This window comes from Exiguobacterium alkaliphilum 12/1, assembly GCF_000714435.1.
Taxonomy (GTDB): domain Bacteria; phylum Bacillota; class Bacilli; order Exiguobacteriales; family Exiguobacteriaceae; genus Exiguobacterium; species Exiguobacterium alkaliphilum.
The window spans coordinates 360,977-382,360 of sequence record NZ_JJMW01000019.1 but is presented as its reverse complement, the minus strand read 5'-3'; the positions used below and the strand labels follow the sequence as shown (position 1 = coordinate 382,360).

Annotated in this window: 26 protein-coding genes; 16 read left to right on the top strand and 10 right to left on the bottom strand. The window is 50.8% G+C overall.

Annotation, left to right across the window (positions count from 1 at the left end; translation table 11 throughout):
• Positions 1 to 62: 62 nt before the first annotated feature.
• Positions 63 to 734 (bottom strand): WGR domain-containing protein, encoded by a 672-nt coding sequence (locus tag RT52_RS04885; protein WP_051690269.1) that lies wholly within the window; start codon positions 732 to 734, stop codon positions 63 to 65.
• A gap of 189 nt (positions 735 to 923) precedes the next feature.
• On the opposite strand from RT52_RS04885, the gene RT52_RS04880 reads away from it, so the two are divergent.
• Genes RT52_RS04880 through RT52_RS04870 form a run of 3 tightly spaced genes read left to right on the top strand, consistent with a single transcriptional unit; the run spans position 924 to position 3,600 of the window.
• Positions 924 to 1,622, top strand: coding sequence for a hypothetical protein (locus tag RT52_RS04880; RefSeq protein ID WP_034815430.1), 699 nt, complete (start codon positions 924 to 926; stop codon positions 1,620 to 1,622).
• Positions 1,622 to 2,548 (top strand): AAA family ATPase, encoded by a 927-nt coding sequence (locus tag RT52_RS04875; protein ID WP_034815428.1) that lies wholly within the window; start codon positions 1,622 to 1,624, stop codon positions 2,546 to 2,548. The genes RT52_RS04880 and RT52_RS04875 overlap by 1 nt, the downstream gene beginning before the upstream one ends.
• 5 nt (positions 2,549 to 2,553) lie before the next feature.
• Positions 2,554 to 3,600 carry a DUF58 domain-containing protein gene (locus RT52_RS04870; RefSeq protein WP_156028773.1) on the top strand — a complete coding sequence of 349 codons (1,047 nt, stop codon included), beginning with the start codon at positions 2,554 to 2,556 and terminating at the stop codon, positions 3,598 to 3,600.
• A gap of 33 nt (positions 3,601 to 3,633) precedes the next feature.
• Here RT52_RS04870 and RT52_RS04865 read toward each other — a convergent pair whose 3' ends face one another.
• The gene (locus RT52_RS04865) at positions 3,634 to 4,677 is read right to left on the bottom strand and encodes an FUSC family protein (RefSeq protein WP_231557606.1); all 1,044 of its coding nucleotides are present in this window, start codon (positions 4,675 to 4,677) and stop codon (positions 3,634 to 3,636) included.
• A gap of 223 nt (positions 4,678 to 4,900) precedes the next feature.
• On the opposite strand from RT52_RS04865, the gene RT52_RS04860 reads away from it, so the two are divergent.
• Together RT52_RS04860 and RT52_RS04855 are read left to right on the top strand one after the other, a co-directional pair.
• A complete protein-coding gene (locus RT52_RS04860) occupies positions 4,901 to 5,524 on the top strand; it encodes an NAD(P)-dependent oxidoreductase (protein ID WP_034815424.1) in 624 nt (207 codons plus the stop codon).
• A 13-nt stretch (positions 5,525 to 5,537) separates the two neighbouring features.
• Positions 5,538 to 8,915 (top strand): dynamin family protein, encoded by a 3,378-nt coding sequence (locus RT52_RS04855; protein ID WP_476729612.1) that lies wholly within the window; start codon positions 5,538 to 5,540, stop codon positions 8,913 to 8,915.
• Between the two features lie 131 nt (positions 8,916 to 9,046).
• On the opposite strand, the gene RT52_RS04845 is transcribed toward RT52_RS04855, so the two are convergent.
• From RT52_RS04845 to RT52_RS04835, 3 genes are read right to left on the bottom strand one after another with little or no spacing between them, the layout of a single operon-like run.
• Positions 9,047 to 10,027 carry a Gfo/Idh/MocA family protein gene (locus RT52_RS04845; RefSeq protein ID WP_034815419.1) on the bottom strand — a complete coding sequence of 327 codons (981 nt, stop codon included), beginning with the start codon at positions 10,025 to 10,027 and terminating at the stop codon, positions 9,047 to 9,049.
• Between the two features lie 19 nt (positions 10,028 to 10,046).
• A complete protein-coding gene (locus RT52_RS04840; protein ID WP_245175463.1) occupies positions 10,047 to 10,463 on the bottom strand; it encodes a GNAT family N-acetyltransferase in 417 nt (138 codons plus the stop codon).
• Between the two features lie 54 nt (positions 10,464 to 10,517).
• On the bottom strand, positions 10,518 to 11,000 hold the full coding sequence (locus RT52_RS04835; RefSeq protein ID WP_034815415.1) for an SRPBCC family protein: 483 nt from the start codon (positions 10,998 to 11,000) through the stop codon (positions 10,518 to 10,520).
• Positions 11,001 to 11,340: 340 nt separating this feature from the next.
• Between RT52_RS04835 and RT52_RS04830 the strand changes: the two genes are divergently transcribed.
• Entirely contained in the window at positions 11,341 to 12,057 is a 717-nt protein-coding gene (locus tag RT52_RS04830) for a DUF5694 domain-containing protein (protein WP_034815413.1), read from the top strand.
• Here the strand turns inward: RT52_RS04830 and RT52_RS04825 are convergent.
• The 5 genes from RT52_RS04825 to RT52_RS04805 form a co-directional block, all read right to left on the bottom strand.
• On the bottom strand, positions 12,046 to 12,591 hold the full coding sequence (locus tag RT52_RS04825; protein WP_034815411.1) for a DUF2199 domain-containing protein: 546 nt from the start codon (positions 12,589 to 12,591) through the stop codon (positions 12,046 to 12,048). The genes RT52_RS04830 and RT52_RS04825 overlap by 12 nt on opposite strands.
• A gap of 51 nt (positions 12,592 to 12,642) precedes the next feature.
• Positions 12,643 to 12,933, bottom strand: coding sequence for a DUF2750 domain-containing protein (locus tag RT52_RS04820; RefSeq protein ID WP_051690267.1), 291 nt, complete (start codon positions 12,931 to 12,933; stop codon positions 12,643 to 12,645).
• 9 nt (positions 12,934 to 12,942) lie between these two features.
• The gene (locus RT52_RS04815; protein ID WP_051690266.1) at positions 12,943 to 13,359 is read right to left on the bottom strand and encodes an SMI1/KNR4 family protein; all 417 of its coding nucleotides are present in this window, start codon (positions 13,357 to 13,359) and stop codon (positions 12,943 to 12,945) included.
• Between the two features lie 183 nt (positions 13,360 to 13,542).
• Positions 13,543 to 14,145 carry a hypothetical protein gene (locus RT52_RS04810; RefSeq protein ID WP_034815409.1) on the bottom strand — a complete coding sequence of 201 codons (603 nt, stop codon included), beginning with the start codon at positions 14,143 to 14,145 and terminating at the stop codon, positions 13,543 to 13,545.
• On the bottom strand, positions 14,142 to 14,453 hold the full coding sequence (locus RT52_RS04805) for an SMI1/KNR4 family protein (RefSeq protein ID WP_034815407.1): 312 nt from the start codon (positions 14,451 to 14,453) through the stop codon (positions 14,142 to 14,144). The genes RT52_RS04810 and RT52_RS04805 overlap by 4 nt, the downstream gene beginning before the upstream one ends.
• 161 nt (positions 14,454 to 14,614) lie before the next feature.
• Between RT52_RS04805 and RT52_RS04800 the strand changes: the two genes are divergently transcribed.
• The 10 genes from RT52_RS04800 (at position 14,615) to RT52_RS04755 (ending at position 21,222) form a co-directional block, all read left to right on the top strand.
• Positions 14,615 to 15,088: a helix-turn-helix transcriptional regulator gene (locus RT52_RS04800; protein WP_034815505.1), complete on the top strand. Its 474-nt coding sequence runs from the start codon at positions 14,615 to 14,617 to the stop codon at positions 15,086 to 15,088.
• Positions 15,085 to 15,531 carry a hypothetical protein gene (locus RT52_RS04795; protein WP_034815405.1) on the top strand — a complete coding sequence of 149 codons (447 nt, stop codon included), beginning with the start codon at positions 15,085 to 15,087 and terminating at the stop codon, positions 15,529 to 15,531. Before RT52_RS04800 ends, RT52_RS04795 begins: the two co-directional genes overlap by 4 nt.
• Positions 15,528 to 15,809, top strand: coding sequence for a hypothetical protein (locus RT52_RS04790; protein WP_034815403.1), 282 nt, complete (start codon positions 15,528 to 15,530; stop codon positions 15,807 to 15,809). Before RT52_RS04795 ends, RT52_RS04790 begins: the two co-directional genes overlap by 4 nt.
• Positions 15,810 to 15,824: 15 nt before the next feature.
• Positions 15,825 to 16,223 (top strand): TIR domain-containing protein, encoded by a 399-nt coding sequence (locus tag RT52_RS04785; protein ID WP_034815401.1) that lies wholly within the window; start codon positions 15,825 to 15,827, stop codon positions 16,221 to 16,223.
• Between the two features lie 139 nt (positions 16,224 to 16,362).
• Positions 16,363 to 17,586 carry an MFS transporter gene (locus RT52_RS04780; RefSeq protein ID WP_034815399.1) on the top strand — a complete coding sequence of 408 codons (1,224 nt, stop codon included), beginning with the start codon at positions 16,363 to 16,365 and terminating at the stop codon, positions 17,584 to 17,586.
• Between the two features lie 85 nt (positions 17,587 to 17,671).
• Positions 17,672 to 18,310 carry a hypothetical protein gene (locus tag RT52_RS04775; protein ID WP_034815397.1) on the top strand — a complete coding sequence of 213 codons (639 nt, stop codon included), beginning with the start codon at positions 17,672 to 17,674 and terminating at the stop codon, positions 18,308 to 18,310.
• Between the two features lie 460 nt (positions 18,311 to 18,770).
• Positions 18,771 to 19,607 (top strand): GGDEF domain-containing protein, encoded by an 837-nt coding sequence (locus RT52_RS04770; RefSeq protein WP_034815395.1) that lies wholly within the window; start codon positions 18,771 to 18,773, stop codon positions 19,605 to 19,607.
• Positions 19,608 to 19,769: 162 nt separating this feature from the next.
• Positions 19,770 to 20,216, top strand: a complete 447-nt coding sequence (locus tag RT52_RS04765) for a GNAT family N-acetyltransferase (protein WP_034815393.1) — start codon at positions 19,770 to 19,772, stop codon at positions 20,214 to 20,216.
• A 140-nt stretch (positions 20,217 to 20,356) separates the two neighbouring features.
• Positions 20,357 to 20,773, top strand: a complete 417-nt coding sequence (gene arr / locus RT52_RS04760; protein ID WP_034815391.1) for an NAD(+)--rifampin ADP-ribosyltransferase — start codon at positions 20,357 to 20,359, stop codon at positions 20,771 to 20,773.
• 17 nt (positions 20,774 to 20,790) lie between these two features.
• Positions 20,791 to 21,222, top strand: a complete 432-nt coding sequence (locus RT52_RS04755; protein ID WP_051690265.1) for a hypothetical protein — start codon at positions 20,791 to 20,793, stop codon at positions 21,220 to 21,222.
• Positions 21,223 to 21,384: the final 162 nt, after the last annotated feature.

Sequence of the window (21,384 nt, the reverse complement as noted above, 5' to 3'; positions counted from 1 at the left end):
CTATCCGTTCGGACGTTCGTCCGTCTCTCTCTTTAGTATACGCCGTTTTTTTGAAAGAAGTTTCAACTTGAAGTCGGAAAACTGTTCAACCGCACTTTCATCGACTCAAACCGCGGTCTGTCTTCTAGCTCGACTTGGTGAGTTAGACGGTCGAGTGCGGCAATACCTTCTTCTTGTAGCGCAGTCTCTAGATGACCCGTCAGTTTAATCGACGCGAACGCGCTCGACATGACGACCACGTCGCATTCGAAACCGTATTTGAACGTCGCCCAGTCGTCCGGGGTTGACACGTCCCGCTCCATCCAGTCCGACACGATCTCATACGCACCGACAAGGAAGTCGATGTCCCGCTCTTTTCGAATCGCGTCCTCGAACATCACAAGCACGTCGGCACCTTCATCGCTTCCAAACGGCGCGAATTCGTCCGTGCAGTCCAAATAGAAGTCGTCCTGAAAGTGAGCATTGAACCGAGGATGTGCCGTGAGTCGGTCTGGCCCGACTTCCGCGTCGTCGACGTAAAGATGGGTGTCCCAATCGTACTCGACCTCGACGTACCCTTTTTTCAGTTTTTGACGGACGAGCTTGTCCGCTTCTTTCTTACATGCTTCTGCCGTATCGAACGATTTCAGCTGGGCTTTCCCGACCGTACCACATTTTCCGTATTGGACGACGAACTCGTCCATGCCGACACGGATGTTCCAAAATTTTGTAGTGTGTAGTAAATGAACCTTCATTTGTCACTCTCCAAATTTATTTAATATATTTAGATTATACGATGAATTAGACAATGTAATGATTTACTTTTTCAAGGTATCATTTTTAAAATATTGACATTTTTTTAATATCAAGGAATATATAAGTATAAATTGAATTTCATTAAGAAGATTAGGTTGTGATAAAGACTTGTCTATGAAGGAGGGCTTATGCAGAAAAGAAAAATGTATTATTTCATCATTTCGACCTTAGTCATCGTCGCTTTATTTAAAATCGGGGGTACTTTCCTATATGGAATGATTGTAGATCGCCCTACCCAACAAGACATGTCTGGGGAGCCAAGGTATATCGACGGTGAGCCAGCAACCTTTGATAAAGTAGACAATCTAGAGGACACTAACGATATACCGAAATGGCATAACCTTTTGTTGAAAGAAAGTTTTAAGAAAATAATTACCGGTGAGAATCAAAGTTCTACTTCAGACGTCCTGAAATGGGTGGCTGTAGGTCTTTTGCTCATTCTATTTCTCAAGTACTACAAGCGTGTACGGGATTGGTGGGACAAACGGCGACGCAAAACGACATCGTCCTCGGCTGACGAGAGACCATTCTCAGTTCGAGCCAATACGAGCACAGTGACTAATACAACACCAACCGTTCACTATGCCTCTGATACTGAGCTTGGGAAACTACTCGTGGAGCTAAATGACACCTTGAGCGACACTCAAAAACGAAAACCTCACGAGACCGTCTCAGAATGGTTTGCACGCATTCGATTCGAACAATCTGTGAAACCTTATGCCGATGTGCGATATGGAGAACTGGACGTGATCGACGAGCGCTCACTTCATGATTTCAAAGTATCTGTCAGACAGTACATACAACACTATAAAGGAGAGAAATCTTGATGAACATTCGTACGATGATTGATGAAATCAACCAAGTCTATTTGGGCAACCCGACAGTGGTAGAGTTGTGTGTGACGTCCCTTTTAGCGAACGGACATGTGCTCTTAGAAGATGTACCGGGCACTGGAAAGACGATGTTGGCCAAGACATTGGCGACGAGTTTCCACGGCGATTTTTCAAGAATTCAGTTTACAGCCGACTTATTACCGTCAGATATTGTCGGTTCAGATTTTTTCAATCTGAAGACGCAAGAGTTTGAAAACAAGCAAGGTCCGATCTTCGCTAACATCGTGCTCATCGATGAAATCAACCGGGCCGTCCCACGTACCCAGTCCGCATTGCTCGAAGCGATGGAGGAACGACAGGTGACGGTCGGGGGCAAGACATATCACCTTCCTACCCCATTCTTCGTCATCGCGACACAGAATCCGATTGAATCGTCTGGCACCTTCTCTTTGCCTGATGCGCAGCTTGACCGGTTCATGATGTGTCTACATACAGGGTATCCGACCGAAGAATTCGAACTTCAATTGCTGGAGGAATCCGTCACCGAGACCCGGAAGGCGGTATTGGCAAATGTCGATTTCGAGCAACTTCTTCAATATCGAGCCGATGCCATGAAAATCCACGTCTCGAAAGACATCTTACGTTATATCGTCTCGATTGCAACCGCGTCACGAAGTCATCGGAACGTTCAAACGGGGATCAGTCCTCGTGCGACGATCGCGCTCTCGAAAGCCGCTCAAAGCTATGCCTATATCCAAAGTCGTGATTATGTCACACCAGAGGACATCAAGTTCTTGGCCCCATATGTTTTCGCACATCGATTGACACTGACGCTCGAAGGCGAGATTAAGTCTTCGAAGGCCATGGTCATGGAAGAAATCTTGGCGACCGTCCCGGTCCCGGTCGAGATGGGCATGTGACTCTGATGAACATCACGACCAATGTATTTTTCTTGCTTGAGAAACGCATCCAAATCGTCTTGTTTTCAGTGATGATTATCTTGTTGTTCGTGCCGTACCTCTCGATCCTTTCATTCGTTCTCGCTATTTTTTTGGCGGCAAGTGTTTATATCGAGCGTTACACGAAACGACTGACTTCACAAATGGACGTCACGTGGAGACAGTTCGACTCGATTCTGTTCAAAGACGACAGGTGTAAGTTCACCCTTGACCTGACGAACGTGCACCTGTTAAACGAAATGAGCACGAAAACGTATATACGTACGCCAAAGGATAAACATTACACCGTGAACTTAGAGGGGCATACGGAATCTATCATTGAATTGGACGAGCTGTCGTCTGATTTCGTCTTCGAACTTACAGGCAATCGAAGGGGGCCCATCGAAATAGCTGAAATATCCATCACGATTAGCTTGCCTCTATCGTTAGGGACGTTGACACTCTATTTTTCCCCTCCTTTACGTTGGACGGTCTATCCATCGATTTCAAGTACTCATGCGCAACGTATCCGGTCACACCTGAAGCTTGGTGAGCGCGTCTCTAAATATTCTCCAATTAAAGACCGGTTATTACAAATCTCCTCGAAGCCCTATGAGGATGAACCGTCCAGACAAATCGACTGGTATGCGACGGCGAAGAAATCCACCTTGCAAACGAAACTGTACCAGCCGGTCAATCAAGACATGTTCACGGTGTACCTCGATTTGTCAGCTTCGAACGGGATCGGCCTTCATCATCAGTTCGAAGAATTGATAGAGGATACGGCATTGGTCAGTCGGGAATTGATTGAAAGCGGCGGGAAGGTCGAGCTATTTGTGAACCGATTAGATCAAAAGGGACATGTCAATCACTTGAGCATCCAAGAAGGGGCGAAGCAGCTAAAAAACATCCTCGCCCTACTCTCTAGTCTATCGGAGCAAGATCACTATATGGGTTCAACCCGTTTCTCGCCTTACGTGACGAAAATAAAAAACAAGCAAGCTCAGCTCATAAAAATTGCATCAACTACCTAGACTATTGAAAAGTCAGGTAGTTGATGCAATTTTTTAGTCTTCAAAGAACCACTTCTTGCGCGGTTCCACTTTCAAGTTGTCGCCATGTTTCTTCATCTCGGTGATGAGGTATCGTTCAAGCTCGTTCATCGCCTTGACCCAGTCCGTCATCGTCGCGACGAGCGGGACGACGGTCAAAATCAAGTCTTCCTCTTCGTCTCGCATCTTCTCGATCATCAGCTTGGCGAAGTCGAAGTTCTCATGGATGAGGTCCTCTTCCCGATCGATAATATGCTCGTTCTCGAGTTCATACGCTGAGAATAGGCGCTCATGTCGTCTGAGCAAATGGCGTACATGTCGTAACAGTTCTTCCTCGAGCTGAGGTGGTAAGTGTTCGAGCGTTAGAAAATCGTCATGCAGTTTGTCAAGTACGTGGATGGCGGCACTGTTCGTGTCGATCATCTTCGACTTCAAGACGGCTCGGCGATAGATCGGCGTCTTCTTCTCGAGCCAGCGATTCGCTTTAATCTCTTCTTCGAAGAAGTCGTATGTCGTCTTCGAGCCGCGATGTTTCTTCTTCGTCTCTTCGAGTGACTCGAACGAGGAACGTCCCCCGTCCGTCTCGGAGAATAGACGCGCAATGCGGACGGCCATTTGGAACACCGTCGTGATCTCGTCCTCGAGCTTCCGTTCATAGCGTGGCGGGAACAACAGTGCGTTGACGAGAAGCGCGACCGTGATCCCCATCATGATGAGTAAGTATCGTTCCCCAGCGAACATCCAAATCGGCATGTCCGATTGGCTCGCCCCTTCCATGATCAAGATCGTCGTCAAGATGACGGTCCGTGTCGTCGACTCGAGATTCAAGAACAAAAGAATCGAGATGGCGATGATAATGACGACGCCGATGGCAATCGGGGTCGGGTTCGGCGTCAACAGTAACGAGAAGACGGCAAGTAGCGCCCCGATCAAGTTCCCCTTCATCTCTTCTAAAAACCGGAGTCCCGTCTGATAAACGGACGGAAGTAACGCGAGCGAGGCGGCGAGCGCCGGTACAACGATTTGTTGAAACTGAAACGCCTCGGCGATCAATAACACCAAGGCGACCGAAATCCCGGTTTTGATGGTTCTAGCTCCAAATCTCATGCGGTGTCGACAGCGAACTGTCTTCCTCCCTTTTACACGTCTTGTTTTTTTTGTATCCTTCTTGTCACGGGTTCAAACATACGAACAAATGGAGCCGTCAAGCGCTGTTTCGAGAGCGCTTCCGTGGTATGATGGCGGTGGATATTTTCTTTCATCTTGATGGGGAGGGGTTTACTTGTCAACCATTGCTTTATTTGGAGGGAGCGGCCGCACGGGGATGCGGTTGCTCGAGAAATTAGTAGAAGCCGGTCATGAGGTGCGACTCTTGTCACGTCGACCGATCGAATCACGTGAAGGGGTCACGGTCATCGTCGGAGATGCGACCGATTTGAGCGCGGTCACGGAGACGGTGCAGCATGCGGACGTCGTCTTCTCGGCGCTCGGCACCGACAAGCAAAATGTCTTGTCGCGCTTCACCCCGCTCGTGATTGAGGCGATGCGAGAAGTTGGCGTCACCCGTATCATCACGGTCGGGACGGCCGGGATATTGCAGGCACACGACACGGACGCCTATCGTTTCAAGACACGCGAATCGAAACGGACGATGACGACGGCTGCCGAGGACCACGCCCATGCGTATGAGTTACTCCGCGACTCAGATCTCGACTATACGGTCGTCTGCCCGACGCAATTGATTGACGAGCCGTCAGATGGGGACATCGTCATCACACCAGACGAACTCGGGACGCTTCATTCTGGCCCGATTTCACGCGATGACGTCGCCGATCTCGTCGTCAAGGCGTGGGAAGAAAACAACTATATAGGGCACCGTGTCGGAATCATGACGGAGTCACGATGAGGGGATGAAGAAGTTGAACGAACAACACATGCGCCTCGCGCAATTGACCGACCTGTTTGAGACGCAAGACGAGACCGAACTGGCCCGTCTCGCCCGGACGGCACTCCGCAAAGTGACCCGTGACGAGATTTGGATCGCCGTCTGCGGTCACTTCTCTGCCGGAAAATCAACACTGCTCAACAACTGGCTCGGGGACGGCGTCTTACCGACGAGCCCGATTCCGACGAGCGCCAACATCGTCACACTTCGAAGCGGGGCGACCGGCGCCTCGGTCGCGGTCAACGATACGGACTGGATTCAGCTCGGGACAGATGAACTCGAACGTCTGAGTGACTTTTGCAAGATTGAAGAAATCAAAGAAGTCGAATACGCCCTACCCCGTTTCCCGTTCGGCGACGACGTCGTCTTGATGGACACACCGGGCATTGACTCGACCGACGAACGCCACCGTCAGGCGACGGAGCGCTCGCTCTTCCTCGCGGATCATTTGTTTTTCATGATGGACTACAACCACGTCCAATCGGAACAGAACATCCAGCTCATGAAACAGTTCAGCACCGAGGGACGTCCGTATTCAATCATCATCAACCAAATCGACAAGCATGAGGAGAGCGAGCTGTCGTTCTCGTCGTTCAAGCAGACGCTCGCGGCAGCGTTCGCACACCACGATATCGAGCCGGATGACGTGTTCTATATCTCGCTCCGTGAACTCGACCATGTGGAAAACGAAGTGACACGGCTACGGTCATACGTCGAACACGTCATCGCCACAGCACGGGACAACCGTGTTGAGAGTGCCGAGCAGTTGACGGACACGCTCCTCGCACGTTCGGAACAGACGTACGCCCGTTCACTCGAGCAGCTACCGCCTGTGGAGAAGCACCCGACCGAGATTCAGGCACGCCTGCAGCGACTCGAGAAAAAACATGTCTGGCTCAGCGCGTTCCGCCGCGAGTTCTTCCGCCACCAGGCCCCGATCGTCGCCAGCGCGCCAATCATGAACTATGAGTTCCGTGAACTGTTGCGGGACTATTTGGAAAGCTGTGCCCCGACGTTCAAGATCGGCCTGTTCTTCTCGAAAGACAAGACGCGGCAAGAACGGACACGCCGTGAGGAAATCGCCGTCAAAGAGTTCAATCGCCTGCTCGACACGAACTTGCGCCCGCACTTAATCAAATACGCGGAAGACATCATCCGTGACTTGAAGTTGCCAGAAGCGATGCTTGCCCGACCGGACGCGTTGCCGGAAGCACCGGCAACGCTCATCACCGACCAAGTGAAAAGTGGTGCCTCGCTCAGCGGAGATACGGTCCTTCAGTTCAGCCGGGACATCGAGTCCGCCGTCGCCGCCTGGGTGACGAAAGCGTCCGACCCGTGGGTGGCGTCGGTCGAATCGTACCTTGAGACAGACGGTGCGGATCGACTCGCTCGAATCACGACCGAACAAGACTCACTTTACGACATGTTGGACACGCTCGGTACGAGACGTCACCTGCTGGAACGACAGACTGCACTTCATGCCTACACGGAACGTGCCTTGACGCCGGAACGCATCGAAGCGCTCGAAGTCCGTCACTATGTCGATGTCGAGCATTTACCGAAACAACAAGTTGCCCAGCAACAGAAAGAAGTGGCACCGACGACAGTCTTGGATGATAATTTGGCCGCTTTGTTATCTGATTTTTCATATGAGTATGCGGTATGTGAAATATTAGAAAGTCATCCGTTATTCACGTCTCGCGTGAGGTCGCTCCGACGCAAACTCGAACGAGCCGAAGCCGAGACGTACACGCTCGCCATCTTCGGTGCATTCTCGTCCGGTAAGTCGTCGACGTTGAACGCCCTGCTCGGCGAGACGGTGTTGCCGACGTCACCGAACCCGCTCACCGCCTCAATCACGAAAATCGTCCCGCCGAACGGACGAGCGCACAAGAGCGCCACGATCACCTTCAAGTCACGTGACGAGCTCGCGGCCGAACTCGACGGTTACGGGACGACACTCGATTCACTCGCACTCGACCATCCGTTCGTGAACGCAGTGAAACACGCCCCACTTCACCATCTCGGGACGACGGAGACGGTCGATTACGACACGTTCGCCTCGTTCGTCACGGAAGAGACGAAGAGTTGCATCGTCAAAGAGATTGAGCTATATGTCGACTCCCCTTGGGCCGAGCGCGGCATTATCTTCGTCGACACGCCGGGCGCCGATTCGCAGTTCAACCGACATAGCGAGGTCCAATTCGGTTATATGCGTGACGCCGATGCGGTCTTGTTCGTGACGTATTACAATCACGCCTTCACCGAAGCCGACCGCGAGCTCGTCATCCAGCTCGGGCGGGTCCAAGGGACGGGCGACCACCAGATGTTCTTCCTCGTCAACGCCTCTGACTTAGCGGCGGACGAGACGGAACGGGACGCCGTCTCCGACTATGTGGCCCAGCAATTGACGAAGCTCGGCGTGAGACACCCTTCCGTGTTGCCGATCTCGAGCCGAAACGCCATGAACGGACGAGACGAAGGATTCGACCGCTTCGCTGAACGGCTCGGCCAGTTCGTCGACCACGACCTGCGCCAAGCGAACGCGCTTCGCATCAAGGAAGAGACAACCGCACTCCTCGCCTCGTTCGAAGAAGTCGTCCGGGAGGCGGACGCCGACGCGAGCGTCAAAGCGAAACGTCGCGACCGGCTCGAACGATTACAGGACGGAAAACTACTTCCAATCACGTCCCTTGAAGCACCGTTCGCCCGAGAAGCGAAGGAACTGCTCGCCCATCTCGAGACACGGTCGCTCCTCCGTCTGTCGGACTTCGTCAAGGAGACGTTCCATCCGGTCGAAGTGGACGGCTCGAAGGCGAGTCTAGAACGTGCCCTCGTCCGGACGCTCGACAAGTATGCCTATGACGTCCATCAGGAGCTTCAAGTGTTCCAGTATCGGCTCGAGAAGTTCTTGAAGACCGAGACGGCCCGGCTCGTCACGCAAGAGACAGCGAAGTTGCGTCCACTGTTGCCGACGTTCTCGTTCGACGAGGACGTGACGATCGACTGGCTGCGTGACACGGTCGAGACGGTGTCGTTTGACCAAACCGCCTTCCGTCCGGTGTTGAAACAGTTCAAGAACACGAGCCAATTCTTCGAAGGGGACGGCCGGGCGATGCTACGTGACGACTTGAGCGCGCGCCTGCGCCTCGCAGTCCGGGAACAGCTCGAAGCAATCGGTGCCCGAGAAATCGAACGGACGTCGCGTGCACTCGCCGGACTCGAAGAAAGCCTCAGTATTGCTTGGAACGATGAAGTACGGAATCTCGTCTCCGGTGAGCTGAGCGTCCTCTCAGACGGACAGTCTTTCACCGACATGAGACAGCGTCTCGAAGCGCTCGGAAAGGAATGAACGCATGGGCTCTTTACTGCTTGTCGGCCTGATTCCGGCCGTGATCATGACGATCGCGCTCGGATTGTTCATCCGACATTTATACCTGAACAAAGAATGAAACAAGCCTCGAGCGCGCTCGAGGCTTGTTTTTATGCGTCTGCCGGGTAACGGACGTCGATTTGTCGGCGCATCTCGGTCATGACGTCGGCGAGCGTGCGCATGTCGTCATATGTATGATGCGACGTCTCCCGCTCCCCCGTCTCGATCAACCGAATGAATTCCTGAATCTCGAACGCCATCGGGTTTGTCTGCTCGCTGACGAGCTCCTCGGTCGTCCCGTCACGCCCTTCGAACGTCAGCCGGTCGAACGTGGCGATGTCGTCAATCAAGATCCGCCCCGTCTCCCCGATGATTTCAGACGGCGAGTTCGAACCGTGAATCTTCGAATGGAGCATGACGATGTCCATCGCGTCATACGATAGGATGGCCGAGCCGCTGCCGTCGACGCCCGACTCGAGTTTGACGGCGTTCGCCAATACCGTGTTCGGTCGACCGAACAGCTTGAGCGCGGGACCGAGACAATACACGCCGAGGTCCATCAAGGACCCGTTCGAGAAGGCTGGATTGAACGTGTTCGGGTTGTCCCCACGCTTATACAAATCGTACCGTGACGAATATTGCGACTTGTTCAAGATGACGCGCCGGACCGGACCGACGCGATGGAGTTCTTGGCGCAACACGTCGAAGTTCGGCATGAACAGGTTGCGCAGCGCCTCGAGCAAGATGACGTCATGCGCGCGGGCCGTCTCGAGCATCGCGTCGACCTCGCGGACGTTCGAGGCGAACGGCTTCTCACAGAGGACATGCTTGTTGTGACGCATGAACAGCATGCTCTGCTCGGCGTGGAGGGCGTTCGGGCTCGCGATATAGACCGCGTCGATGACGTCACTCGCGGCCATCGCTTCGAGCGACGTGAACGTATGGGGGATGTCAAATTGAGCGGCATATGTTTCTGCCCGCTCCGCTGTCCTAGAATAGACGGCCGTCACTTCTGTGCCTGTGATCTGTTGGATTGTCTCAAGAAAGGTGTCGGTGATGAAGTTCGTGCCGATGATGCCGAATCGAATCATATGTAATCTCCTCGTTTCTTTATAGCTGTTTTGACAAGACGATCTCATCGTGAAGTGGGATGCCGTTGTTCCCGATCAGGGGGATGCTTGGCTTTTCGAGCCGGGCCACGTTGACCGCATCCGTCACGATTCGTTCGAGCCGAAAGCCGCGTTTTTGGTAAAACGCGAGCGCGTGCACATTATCGTTCGTCGTAATCAAAGTTAAACGCTTGAGACGATGACGCTTCGCCTCTCGTTCCACTTCTTCTAAGAGTGAGGACCCAATGCCTTTGTTTTCCTGTAAACTGTCGATCGAGATAATTTCGAGCGCATCATGACGGATGACGTACGTGACGAGCCCATGAATCGACCCGTTCATCCAGACGAAACCGTCGAGCGACGCACAGTCATATGTCCCAGACGAGACGACCATCTGGGAAGCCCCCCATTGATTCATGAAAAACGTACGCACCTCGGTCCTGTTACTAGTGGTGATGGCATGAATCATCGCTTACTCCGCCTCATCGGCAGGGGCGGCCTGCTGACTCGCCTCGGTATAGATTCGGAACTGTTTGAACTGCTCGTCATAGATGAGACGAATCGCCCAGGCGAATCCTTTCGCATACAACCGGTAGAACCAAGACGAAGGCAACAACGTGATTCGAACCGTTACGCTCGTGCCGCCTTCGGTCTCCTCGAGGACGTAAGACGTCGTCGAGACACCTTGGTTCGTCACAGCCTGTACTTCACACGCATAAGGTCGATTGACATGCGTCAACATGGAATCGACACGAATCTCTTTATTCTCGAACTGTTGGACCGAGACGAAACGTTTGCCTTCGACGAGTGCGTTGTCATTGTCCTCGTAAATGTTCTCGATGAGATGGTCGTTCCATTTGGTGATGTGTTCATCTTCTGCCAGACAGGCGAAGACGTGGTCGATCGGGGCTTGGATGGTCATCTGATAGGTCGCGATTTCTGTCGGTTGTTTCATTGAATCCCCCTCTTTCAGTCTAATATTTTTTCAAAATATATGTATCGTTCCATTGATAAATCTGTCGAGCTAAAAGGTCTTCTTTTCAGGTATATAATTGTTCAATCGTATTGAAAATGGAATGCTTCTCTACCTTGAGTTGAATCATAATAGACTCCATTCAATTTATTAAAAGTTTATATCGTTCCAACAATAGTGGCCGCTGTTTGGGATTCGTTTAATTGGAAAGAAATCATTTCGTGTCATAGGGCTTACCTTCTCGATTATCTTTTCTGAAACTTATTCTAAAAGAGATCGTAGAGAAAACGTATAGAAATTTTATATTGGAGTGTGAGAAAGCATGATTGAGTTGTTGCTTATTGGAACGACGCATTTGAATATGCCGAACAACGGGGATGTCTTGATGCCGGAAACGTCCGATATCCTCAGTCCCACCCGTCAACAAGAGCTAGATGCGTTTGTTACGCGATGTTCTTGTTTCGAACCGACCGTCATCTGTCTCGAAGTCGCGAAAACTGATCAGGAGTCGTTGAATCAGCGTTATCAGAAATATGTAACTAATCCGCTCACAGCCAGCGAAGACGAGCGCGAGCAAATCGGCTTCCGGCTCGCGAAGCTGTGCGAGTTGCCGTTCGTTCAAGCCGTCGATTGGAACGAAACGATTGACGGTGTCAGCCTTGGTGACGTGATGGACACTCACCCTGACGAGATGGAGAGAATCATTTCGACACAGCGGACACTCGTGCAGGACGTGGAGACCGCCTTCGCTAACTTCTCGATTTCTGAGTATTATGCGTACATAAACCAAAGCGAGATAACCGATTCGATGCATCAAGCCTACACCGAAATCGCCGCCGTCGGTCCGACTGGATCGAGTTGGGTCGAATTATACTGGAATGCACGGAATCAGCGCATCTATGAGAATGTGAAACGTGTCGCGAAGTCGGATGACCGCATCGTGCTCTTATACGGTCTCGCCCATGTTCATCTGTTGAGACAATTTTTCGAGCAAGACGGCGACTTTATCGTTCGTCCGTTCGATACCCTAGTCCCTTGACCGTTCCCTTTGATCGATAGTTCGCGCCAAGTGCTCGATCCGTTCTCGTGTGATCCCTTCCCGCTGCTCGATGGCGAGCGGATGGTCGGTCGGCTCGAGTTCGATAAACGGCCGCATCCCGACCTCTCGGATATGGACGTTCGTCTTCAAATTGATCGTGTCCGGATAATCGGGCAAGTCTGTCGAGAACCAACCGAACATCGGTTCAAGTTCGACACGAGCCGGGTCTTCCCACGCATCAAGCATCCGAAAGAAATTATCCGCGCTGAGCGACACCCAGACGTTCCAAGTAAAGATGTTGTCCTCTCCGATAATCGGGAGTTCGAGACAACCATTCACAAAGAAATGTTCCTCGTCTAGGACGCAGACGTCATCGGTCAAGACGACGCGCCGTTTCCTCTCTTTCTTAGACAATTCCTCGATAAAGGTCGGCATGAGCGAACCATATCCGAGTGGTACGTCAATTGGTGCTTGGCATACCGAGCAGGTACATTGCGCGCTATGCTTGCGCTTCTGTTTGAAACGATTCAACATTTTTAAGACCTCTCTTGATAAAAAATTGTAAATTCGGTATTTGAAATAAATTTAATTCGCTTCTTCGATGGTTTCTAGGACGGTTTCAGGATCGTATTCCATCCCTTTCAAGTCACTCGACCAATCTAATCCACACAACAACCCGTCATCCGCCATATTCGGCAACCAGCCCGCGACGAACAGATCAAGTGGCAACTCGATGAGGTGATAGTCCTCCCACTCCTCAGCCTTACAAGCAAGTGCCCCTTCAGGAGTTGAGAAGAACAATAAGACGTCCGTCGTCTCAATGATGGAAGGCGCATACGCCCAGCCATTGTCCGTTTCGGCCGACAATCCGAACACCGTACCGCTCTAAAGGACACGCTCACAGAACCTCTCAATCACGTCCGACTCCAATCGCGTCACCTCGACGAACGCATCGATCGAATCGGCCACTCGCTCAAGCTCATCCGTCTCATGCCACCAGATGTAGATCGTCTCGACGTCTGAAGTCAAAAAGCCGAGCTCGTCCCCGCTCCCGTTCTCCGCAACCGTAATAAAGCCTTCCGGCAACTGACGTTCGTCCCTGTTCGCACGGATGATGTCGTCCCACGTTTTGTTGAAGTAACGTTCATCTTTAATCGGGTAAAAGAACCACTCCCCGACCTCAAATTTGTTGTCGTGAAGCCATGCCTCTCGGAGTCCGTTCGGCAAACGGCTGCCGAGCGCTTGTTCGACCACCTCGATGGTTTCGAACGTAAATCCGGGCAGGTTGGTTTCGATACGCATTTCAATTCCTCATTTCTTCATTCGATAACATAAAGTATACTTTTTTTGGCGAAAAGAGGGAATGCGTTTTTCGTCGATTTGTGTGAAGACTCTAGACATGAAGAAAGGTAAGCAAGCCATCTAATTTAGATATCTCGCGCGTCAACCCGTCTTGACCTAGCTGTTCGATTGAAATCCTCATGATCAATCCTCCATTTCTTGCAGCTCGTCAATCCAACGCTCAAGCTCTTTTTTCTCATGCAAATACACACCCGGCTCCACTTGAAGGTCGATGCCGTGCAAAAATCTCAGCCCGTCCATCACGCGTAGATCAACGTGCATGTCTTCCGTCCGCTCAAGTGCGTCCGCCGCCAAGTCGGAGACGTTTTCGAACGTCAGCTTGCCTATCCTGACCGCATATAACCATTCCACGAGATCCTTGCGAGACGGGACGTTCCGGCGCCTCGGAAGTTCGCCTAGCGTCAGCGTTCCTTCATTCACCTGCTCAAACAGTTCGATGAGCCGTTGGTTTGTCGGAGCAATGTCGAGTAACGTCTCGATCGGCGTCCGAATCCACTTCGTTTCATCAGTCATCTCGTCCCACAGCACGAGCACCTCATCCCGTCCGTACACGAGCCAATCACCGGAAGCGTCATATCCGATTCGTTGCCCAAGTCGAGACGACGGAAGACGGGACGCCTCATCGGAAGTGAGTAGTGTCGCGGGCAGGCGTTCACCCGCAGCGGTCGTCATGTTGACAGGACGCACTTCGGTCGGAAGAAACGTGATCACGTCTTCCCATGTCATCGTTCTGACTGCAACCATTCTTCAAATGAAGCGGCGATCGTTTCAAGTTGTTCACCTGTCTCATGGTCGACAATGAGGACCTCGTTCGTCTTCAAATTGACACAGACGAGATCCCCGAGAAAGTCTTCATATCCGATGACGGGGAGATGGTTTGGCCAAGGTTCTTCCTCATCGAACACCTCTCCTTGCACCTCGTCGAAACGGTCGCGTTCGTTCAAGAATGCGAAACGCGGGAGCCCTTCTGCATCCTTCAGTTGTATCTCCATTTCGGACGTCGGTAATAGCGCTAATAATTGTTCTTTCGTCATTTTTTTGCACCTCGTTTTTTCTTCATTTTACCTCAATATTTACTTCATAGGTTCGATTTTCCAATGAATATCATTGACAGAAACTTTAAAAGGTGTAAAATTACACTTGTAAGTTATTGTCATAAACTCCTTTATTTTTAACTAGTCAATCGAGGTGGATGATGAAGAAGACTGATTTTATCCAAACGGTTTCAAAACACATAAAACTGATTCGAGTCGAGCAACAGCTTTCCCAAGAAGAGATGGCGGAAATACTCGGCATCTCGAAAAAGACGCTCATCCAAATCGAGAAAGAACGAACCGTCGCCAACTGGGGCACGGTCGTCACGCTGTGCGCCCTCTTCAATGGCAGCGAGATTCTATTGAATGAGATTGGGGACGACCCCGTCGAGTTCGTCAAACTAATTGCCAAAGAGACAGACTATGAGCCGAAATCGAAGACGCTCGGCGGCCGGGTCTGGTGGAAACAGATTGCGACAGACGGCGATTATGTGATGCAGCAAAACGTCATCAGTAGTCATTACCGTATCCTCGATTCAAACGACGTACGGTGGTACAGCTCGTTCGATGCGGATGATGCTTTGCACGTGTTGGCCCGACTCGCACGAGACCATCGAGAGGAGTCTTTGTCATGAACATAAGAAAACGATGCCTCGTGACGCTATCCTGCGTCTATACCATCGCCTTTATCTTGAACGTCATCCCGTCGGTCACGTTCCCTGATGCGACGATCGGTCCGCTTCAGGCAACATCGTCCGTCTTGCTTGTCCTCTGTATGATGGGAACGTGCGTCTTGAATGACCGGGTCGCCAAGCTTTATGTGACGGCACTCCTATTCGCCGGGGTGACCGTGTTCACGCTACATAGCTTCGAGACGTATGTGTATGACATCGTCATCCTTGACGCGTTGTTCGCGATTCAATATCCGCTCTATTTGTTATTCGTGACCCCACTCTTCGGGCTCAATCTTTTCTTCAACGTCGAGGCAGATTTTATCGCCTTGTTCGCCTTCTTCATCGGACTGTTCATCCTCGCTATTCATGAGATTGCGATGATGGTGTCACGGAGGGTAAGTTGAGCCGTTGGTTATTTGTAGGCTTTGGCGGTCTCGTCACCGCTCTTGCTTATTTCCTGCTTTTTCCGAACCTCCCCTTCGCAAACGGATGGGGTTGGATTGGCGGGACGACCGGTCTGCTCCTATTGTCCGTCACCGGTTTTAGCCTTCACCTCGGACGAAAGCATCATTGGACGGCCCACCACCGGTTCGTCGTCGGAATCGGACTGATTGCCGCCTTTATGCTGGCATTCGGTCTCATTCTCTGGTGGATCGTCGCAGTTAACTTGAATCACATTTGAATGGGAGGAAGATAAATGAACTACTATATCGGGTCCGGGTTTTATAACATCGAGAACGTCAGACGGTTACGCGACTTGCTTTCCGCACAAGGCCATGCCCATACATACGACTGGACGCTCAACACGCGGGCCGATTCGGTCGATGCGCTACGCGACATCGGAGAGAAAGAGCGTGACGCCATCAAAGCTTCTGACTTTGTCGTCATCTTGCTTCCGGCCGGGAAAGGCAGCCACGTCGAACTCGGCATTGCCATCGGTTCAGGCGTGCCGGTCTTTATTCACGATACGACGGACAGCATGACGAATTTCGAGACGACGAGTACGTTCTATCACGTCGCGCAAGTCGTCCAGCTGTCAGGTGCCCTCGAGGACATTCCGTCGCAAATCGATGCTTTTCTCATCGAAAGCGCTTGAGTGCCCTGTCTCTCCTTCTCACCAATGCATGAATTCACCTATTTCCAAACATAAATTTGAAATGATTTGCATTTGTTATGGCGCAGGAATCATTTTTGTGACATACTGTTCAAAATCTATTTGAACGGGGACGATTGTTATGCCGACATGGAAACAGCCTTTACTTTTACTCACAGGTGTCGGGATCTCGAACCTTGGCGCCTGGGTGTACTTCATCGCCCTCAACTTGATCGTCCTCGAGATGACGCAATCGCCGTTCGCCGTCTCTGTCCTCTACATGCTCGTGCCGCTCGCGGCGCTCTGTGCGAACTTTTGGTCAGGTACGGTCATCGACCGCACCGACACACGCCGCCTGATGCTCCTCCTCGATGCGCTTCGTGCCGTCGTCGTCTTCAGTCTCGCCTTTATCGACTCGCTCGCGCTCATTTATGTGCTCGTCTTTTTGTTGAACATCGCGAGCTCCGTCTTCGAATCGGCCTCCCTCGTCTATATGACGAAGCTTGTTCCTAGCGGTGACCGGCAAAGGTTCAACGCCATGAAGAACTTCGTCCAATCGGCCGGGTTCATCTTAGGCCCGGCCATCGCGGGTCTGTTATTTATGATCGGTAGCCCGACGCTTGCCATTCAGTTGAATGCGTTGGCGCTACTCGTCTCCGTCGGCATCCTCGCGCTCTTGCCGACGCTACACACGGCACGTGAAGAGGTTGAAGTGTTCAATGTACGTATGATCATCGAGGATTGGAAGACGGTCGTCCGGTTCGCGTCGACGAAGCGTTACGTGACGCTCGTCTATAGCCTGTTCTGTGTCATGACAATCTTCATGTCCGGGCTTGACTCACTCGAGGCGTCGTTCGCGACGCAGGTGCTCGACTTCTCCGAGAGCCGTTACGGCTTCCTCGTCAGTGTCGCCGGAGCCGGGATTATCGCCGGATCCATCATCAATGCGACATTCAGCACACGCATGACGTTGCCGTTCTTGATTAGTTTTGGCGCGATCATGACGCCAGTGGGCTATCTCATCTTCGCCTTCTCCGAATCGTTCGTAGTCGCGTCTGTCGGCTTCTTCTTGCTCACGTTCGCCTTGTCGTTCGCGAACACTGGCTTCTTGTCGTTTTATCAAAACAATGTCCCGACCGATCTGATGGGCCGCTTCTCCGGGGTGATCAGTGTAGCGGAGTCTGTCTTGATTATCGGGTTGACGTTTGGGATTGGGCTTCTTGCAGAGTTTGTCGGGATCCGCTCGACGTATGTGGCCTTCTCGCTCGCTTTCTTGCTCGTCGGATTGGTCACGGTTCGGGTAGTGCTAGAACGTTCGAAACGAGGACTGTATGAGCCGGTGGTGATAGAAGAGAACGTCTCATAAAAAGTTAGTGAAATACGAAATGCTAAATTTTTTAGGTGTTAAAGGACTAGAAAGTAAATATTAGATGCTGATTGGAGAACCTTGAATGACTGTTCGTATTATAAAAAGCGTAGAAATTTTTTATCGGGAATCCGATACTGGGCGGCAAGTAAATCTGTTCACGTTCGCATCACAAAAAAACACGTGCTTGTCAGATCTCATGGAAGATGAGTCAATACAGGGTGATTTAATTTATGTAGTCGAGTTTTCCGATGGTGTTAAGAAAATCGTATGCCATCCGAAAGAAACACGAAACGAAGAATGGCAAGTCTTTGAGCTGTTTAAATGGTGTCAACATTGGTATACAATTTATGAATGGTTGTACAAGAAAGAATTTAGAACGAAGCGTCCGTTCCAACAATATGCTACGCGTTATGAGGCAGAAGAAGCAAGGTCAACGCCAGAAGACTGGGAGATCATTAAGCGTTTTTCTGTTGAAGAATTCGAAGAGCGAATTGGTAAAAACGAGGACGGATTAAATGAATTTGAAGAATTAGAAGAAAATCTGGATCTTATTTTAGAGCATGAAAATAAAAATTCACGCGCAGCCATAGCCTCAGGTCGCTACTATGACTATTTTATAGAGGAATGGCTTAATCCTATAGAATCATTACATGCGCTCGAGCCACTTATTTTAGATGTGAGCTATGGAGATTTTGGGGATAATCAAAAACCAACAAAATAAATCGATGTCATATTTGATCATACCAACTTACTATATGCCGTTTGCACTTAAAAAATCATTTGTAATCAGTGTGGCCGAGTCCATCCTCATCATCGAGTTGACCACCTCGCTGAATTTGTCGGGATTCGTTCGAAGTGTGTCGCCTTCTCACTCGCTGCCTTGCTTATCGACTTGGTCACGATCCGGGTTGTGTTAGAACGTTCACGACGTTCGTTGTACGATTCCGTTCTATTTGAAGACGCATCATAAAGAAATCGAGACAGTCGTTCAATGAACGGGTGTCTCGATTTTTAAATTCAAGTTTCTATAAATGCACTCGCTTCATTTCAAAAAAGCACCGTTTCGACACTAACGCTTGCTCTATAATGAACATGAAGCACCTTTCTTTGATTACCTCTGCTGCACTTCGGGTAATTGTCGAGGTGGGCCTACACCATACGTCATACAAGGAGGGATGGTTATGAAACGATGGACCAATGAATCGCTTCAACTGATTGGCCTCATCTCTTCCCTACTCATCGGAACGATTTTTTACACCATCTTACTCGTCGAGAGCGACAGCGGCCTTCTCGGCTTATTGATTTTGCCAGTGATCGTCGTGTCTTCACTCGCCTTCGGGATGCGTGCCGGTTTAACGATTTCGGTGACGCTACTCGTCTTTCTATTCATCTATTTTCAATCGTTCGCCCCACTTAACGCACAAGGTGAAGTCCAGTTCTTCAATTGGCGCGGAATCGGATTTACTACGCTTATTCTCATGTTATCCGTCGTCTCCGGGCTCGTCCATCAACTCGTCAAACGTGTGCAGCAATCCAGGCTCGCTTTAGAAGAACGGGCACGCCAACTGATTGCTGTCGATCCTGAGACGTGGCTCGACAACGCCGAGCGGTTCCAAATGGACGTCAATGGCGAACGAGATCGACTCGTGCGACATGGTGGTGTCTTCTCGGTCTCATTCATCACGTTCGACGACTTCGATCGATTCGAACAGACATATGGGCGCACCGAATATGAATGGTTTTTGAATTACTTCAGTGACGAACTTCACGGGGCGACACGACGTACCGATCAAAAATATCGAATTGCTCATGATACGTTTGCCATCATCTTCCCGCATACGTCTCCTGAATCGGCACAAGTCGTCCACGACCGCATCCGACCATTGCTCGAACACTATGAGTTACAGAGCGGGGAGCATGTGCGCTTGACGTACGAAGACACATTTTATGAAGTGACACTTGAGAACGCAACGGTCATGGTCGATACCATTCTTGAGAAAGCGTCATCGCTTCATTGAAATTACGTTGACCAATCAAGCTCTGGAACCCACCATCGATGAACGGCATGGTTCCAGGGCTTTTCGATATGCTAATGAAAATCTGTAAGAAATGTATTACCGGTAAAGGAATCGGATCTCATATAAGAGAAATCAACAGCACAACCTTTTGAATAAGGAGGCATGATTCCCATTCCATCGACCATCTATTCCATCAAACCAATCGAGTCGCCACGCGAACTCGATGACTCATTCCCTGTCATGAACCAACTGCGCACCGACCTGACGCTTGAGGCCTATTGCGAGCTCGTCTCCGCCATGCGACCACAGGGCTATGAACTGTATGCGTTATACGCCGACGATACAATCGTCTCGCTCGCGGGAATCGAAGTTCGCGTCAATCTCTATCTCGAGAAGCACGTCTTCGTTTACGACCTCGTGACGTGCATGAACCATCGCTCGAAGGGATATGGTGAGATGTTGCTTCACTTCGTCCACGAATACGCCCGCGACCGAGGTGCCAAATACGTCGCCCTCGAATCGGGACTCGCTCGGACCGAAGCGCACCGTTTTTATACAGATAAGATGGACTTTGCCATCACGAGCTATGCGTTCCGTAAACAGCTTTAAATTCTATGTAACGAAAAAGGAAGAGCCGAACGCTCTTCCCGTCTTTATTATATCGCGATTCACGAGCCAAAAACAGACTATCTTCTCTTAAATTCATCCACTATACTGTGAAGCCAACCTGACTGAAGGAGAGATGAAGCATGACTGATGACATCAAACCGCTCGACCCCGGCCCGTTTTTCCACGGCACGAAAGCCGAACTGAAGCTTGGGGACTTGCTTGAACCGAAGCGACGTTCGAACTATCAAGAGAAACAGTCGAACTACATCTATTTCACCGCCACCCTCGACGCCGCCAAATGGGGTGCCGAACTGGCGAGCGGTGAGGCTCGTGAGCGCATCTATCTCGTCGAACCGACGGGCGACTTCGAGAACGACCCGAATTTGACGGACAAGCGCTTCCCTGGCAATCCGACCCGGTCGTATCGGTCGAACGTCCCGCTCAAAGTCGTGGCCGAACTCGGCGCGTGGGAACGCCACCCTGACGATGTAATCGCGCATATGCTTGAATCACTTGAGAAACTGAGGCAAGCCGGGGAAGATGTGATTGACGACTGACACGAAGGAGAACGATTTTGAAGAAATTCCACAACAAACGTAAGTATATATTGATTACCGGTCTCGTTATCGGACTGCTATATGCGACGACATTTATCCCGCAACGCGTCATCACGACGTCACCGTCGAGCGTGTCCCGCATCCATGTGTTTGACGGGCAGAGCGGTTATGAACTCAATTTGAATGACCGAGACGACATATACGCTGTCATGAATAACTTGAATGACGTCACCTTTCAAAAAGGAAAGCCCAGTATCGGCTATATGGGATACTCGTATCGGGTCACCTTATACGATCAAGACGGAGACGAGCTCGATGAATTTATCATCAATAGCGAGGACACGCTCCGCTACCACGGTTTCTTTTACACGGCAAAGTCAGGGAACATCGATTATGACAAGTTTGACGCGAGGATGACGCAAGTGAAGACACAACCCGTTGAAGAATGAAGCGATGTCTATCGAAGCGATTGATTGGCTCTACGTCTCGACAGCAAGGAGATTAGCACCAGACTGGCTATCGCTGAGATTGCAATCTTAAGCTGAAACTCATTCGTTAGTCCGTCAATTACGTATCCTCTAAGTTTTTGGGACAAACTTGCTTCCGGTACC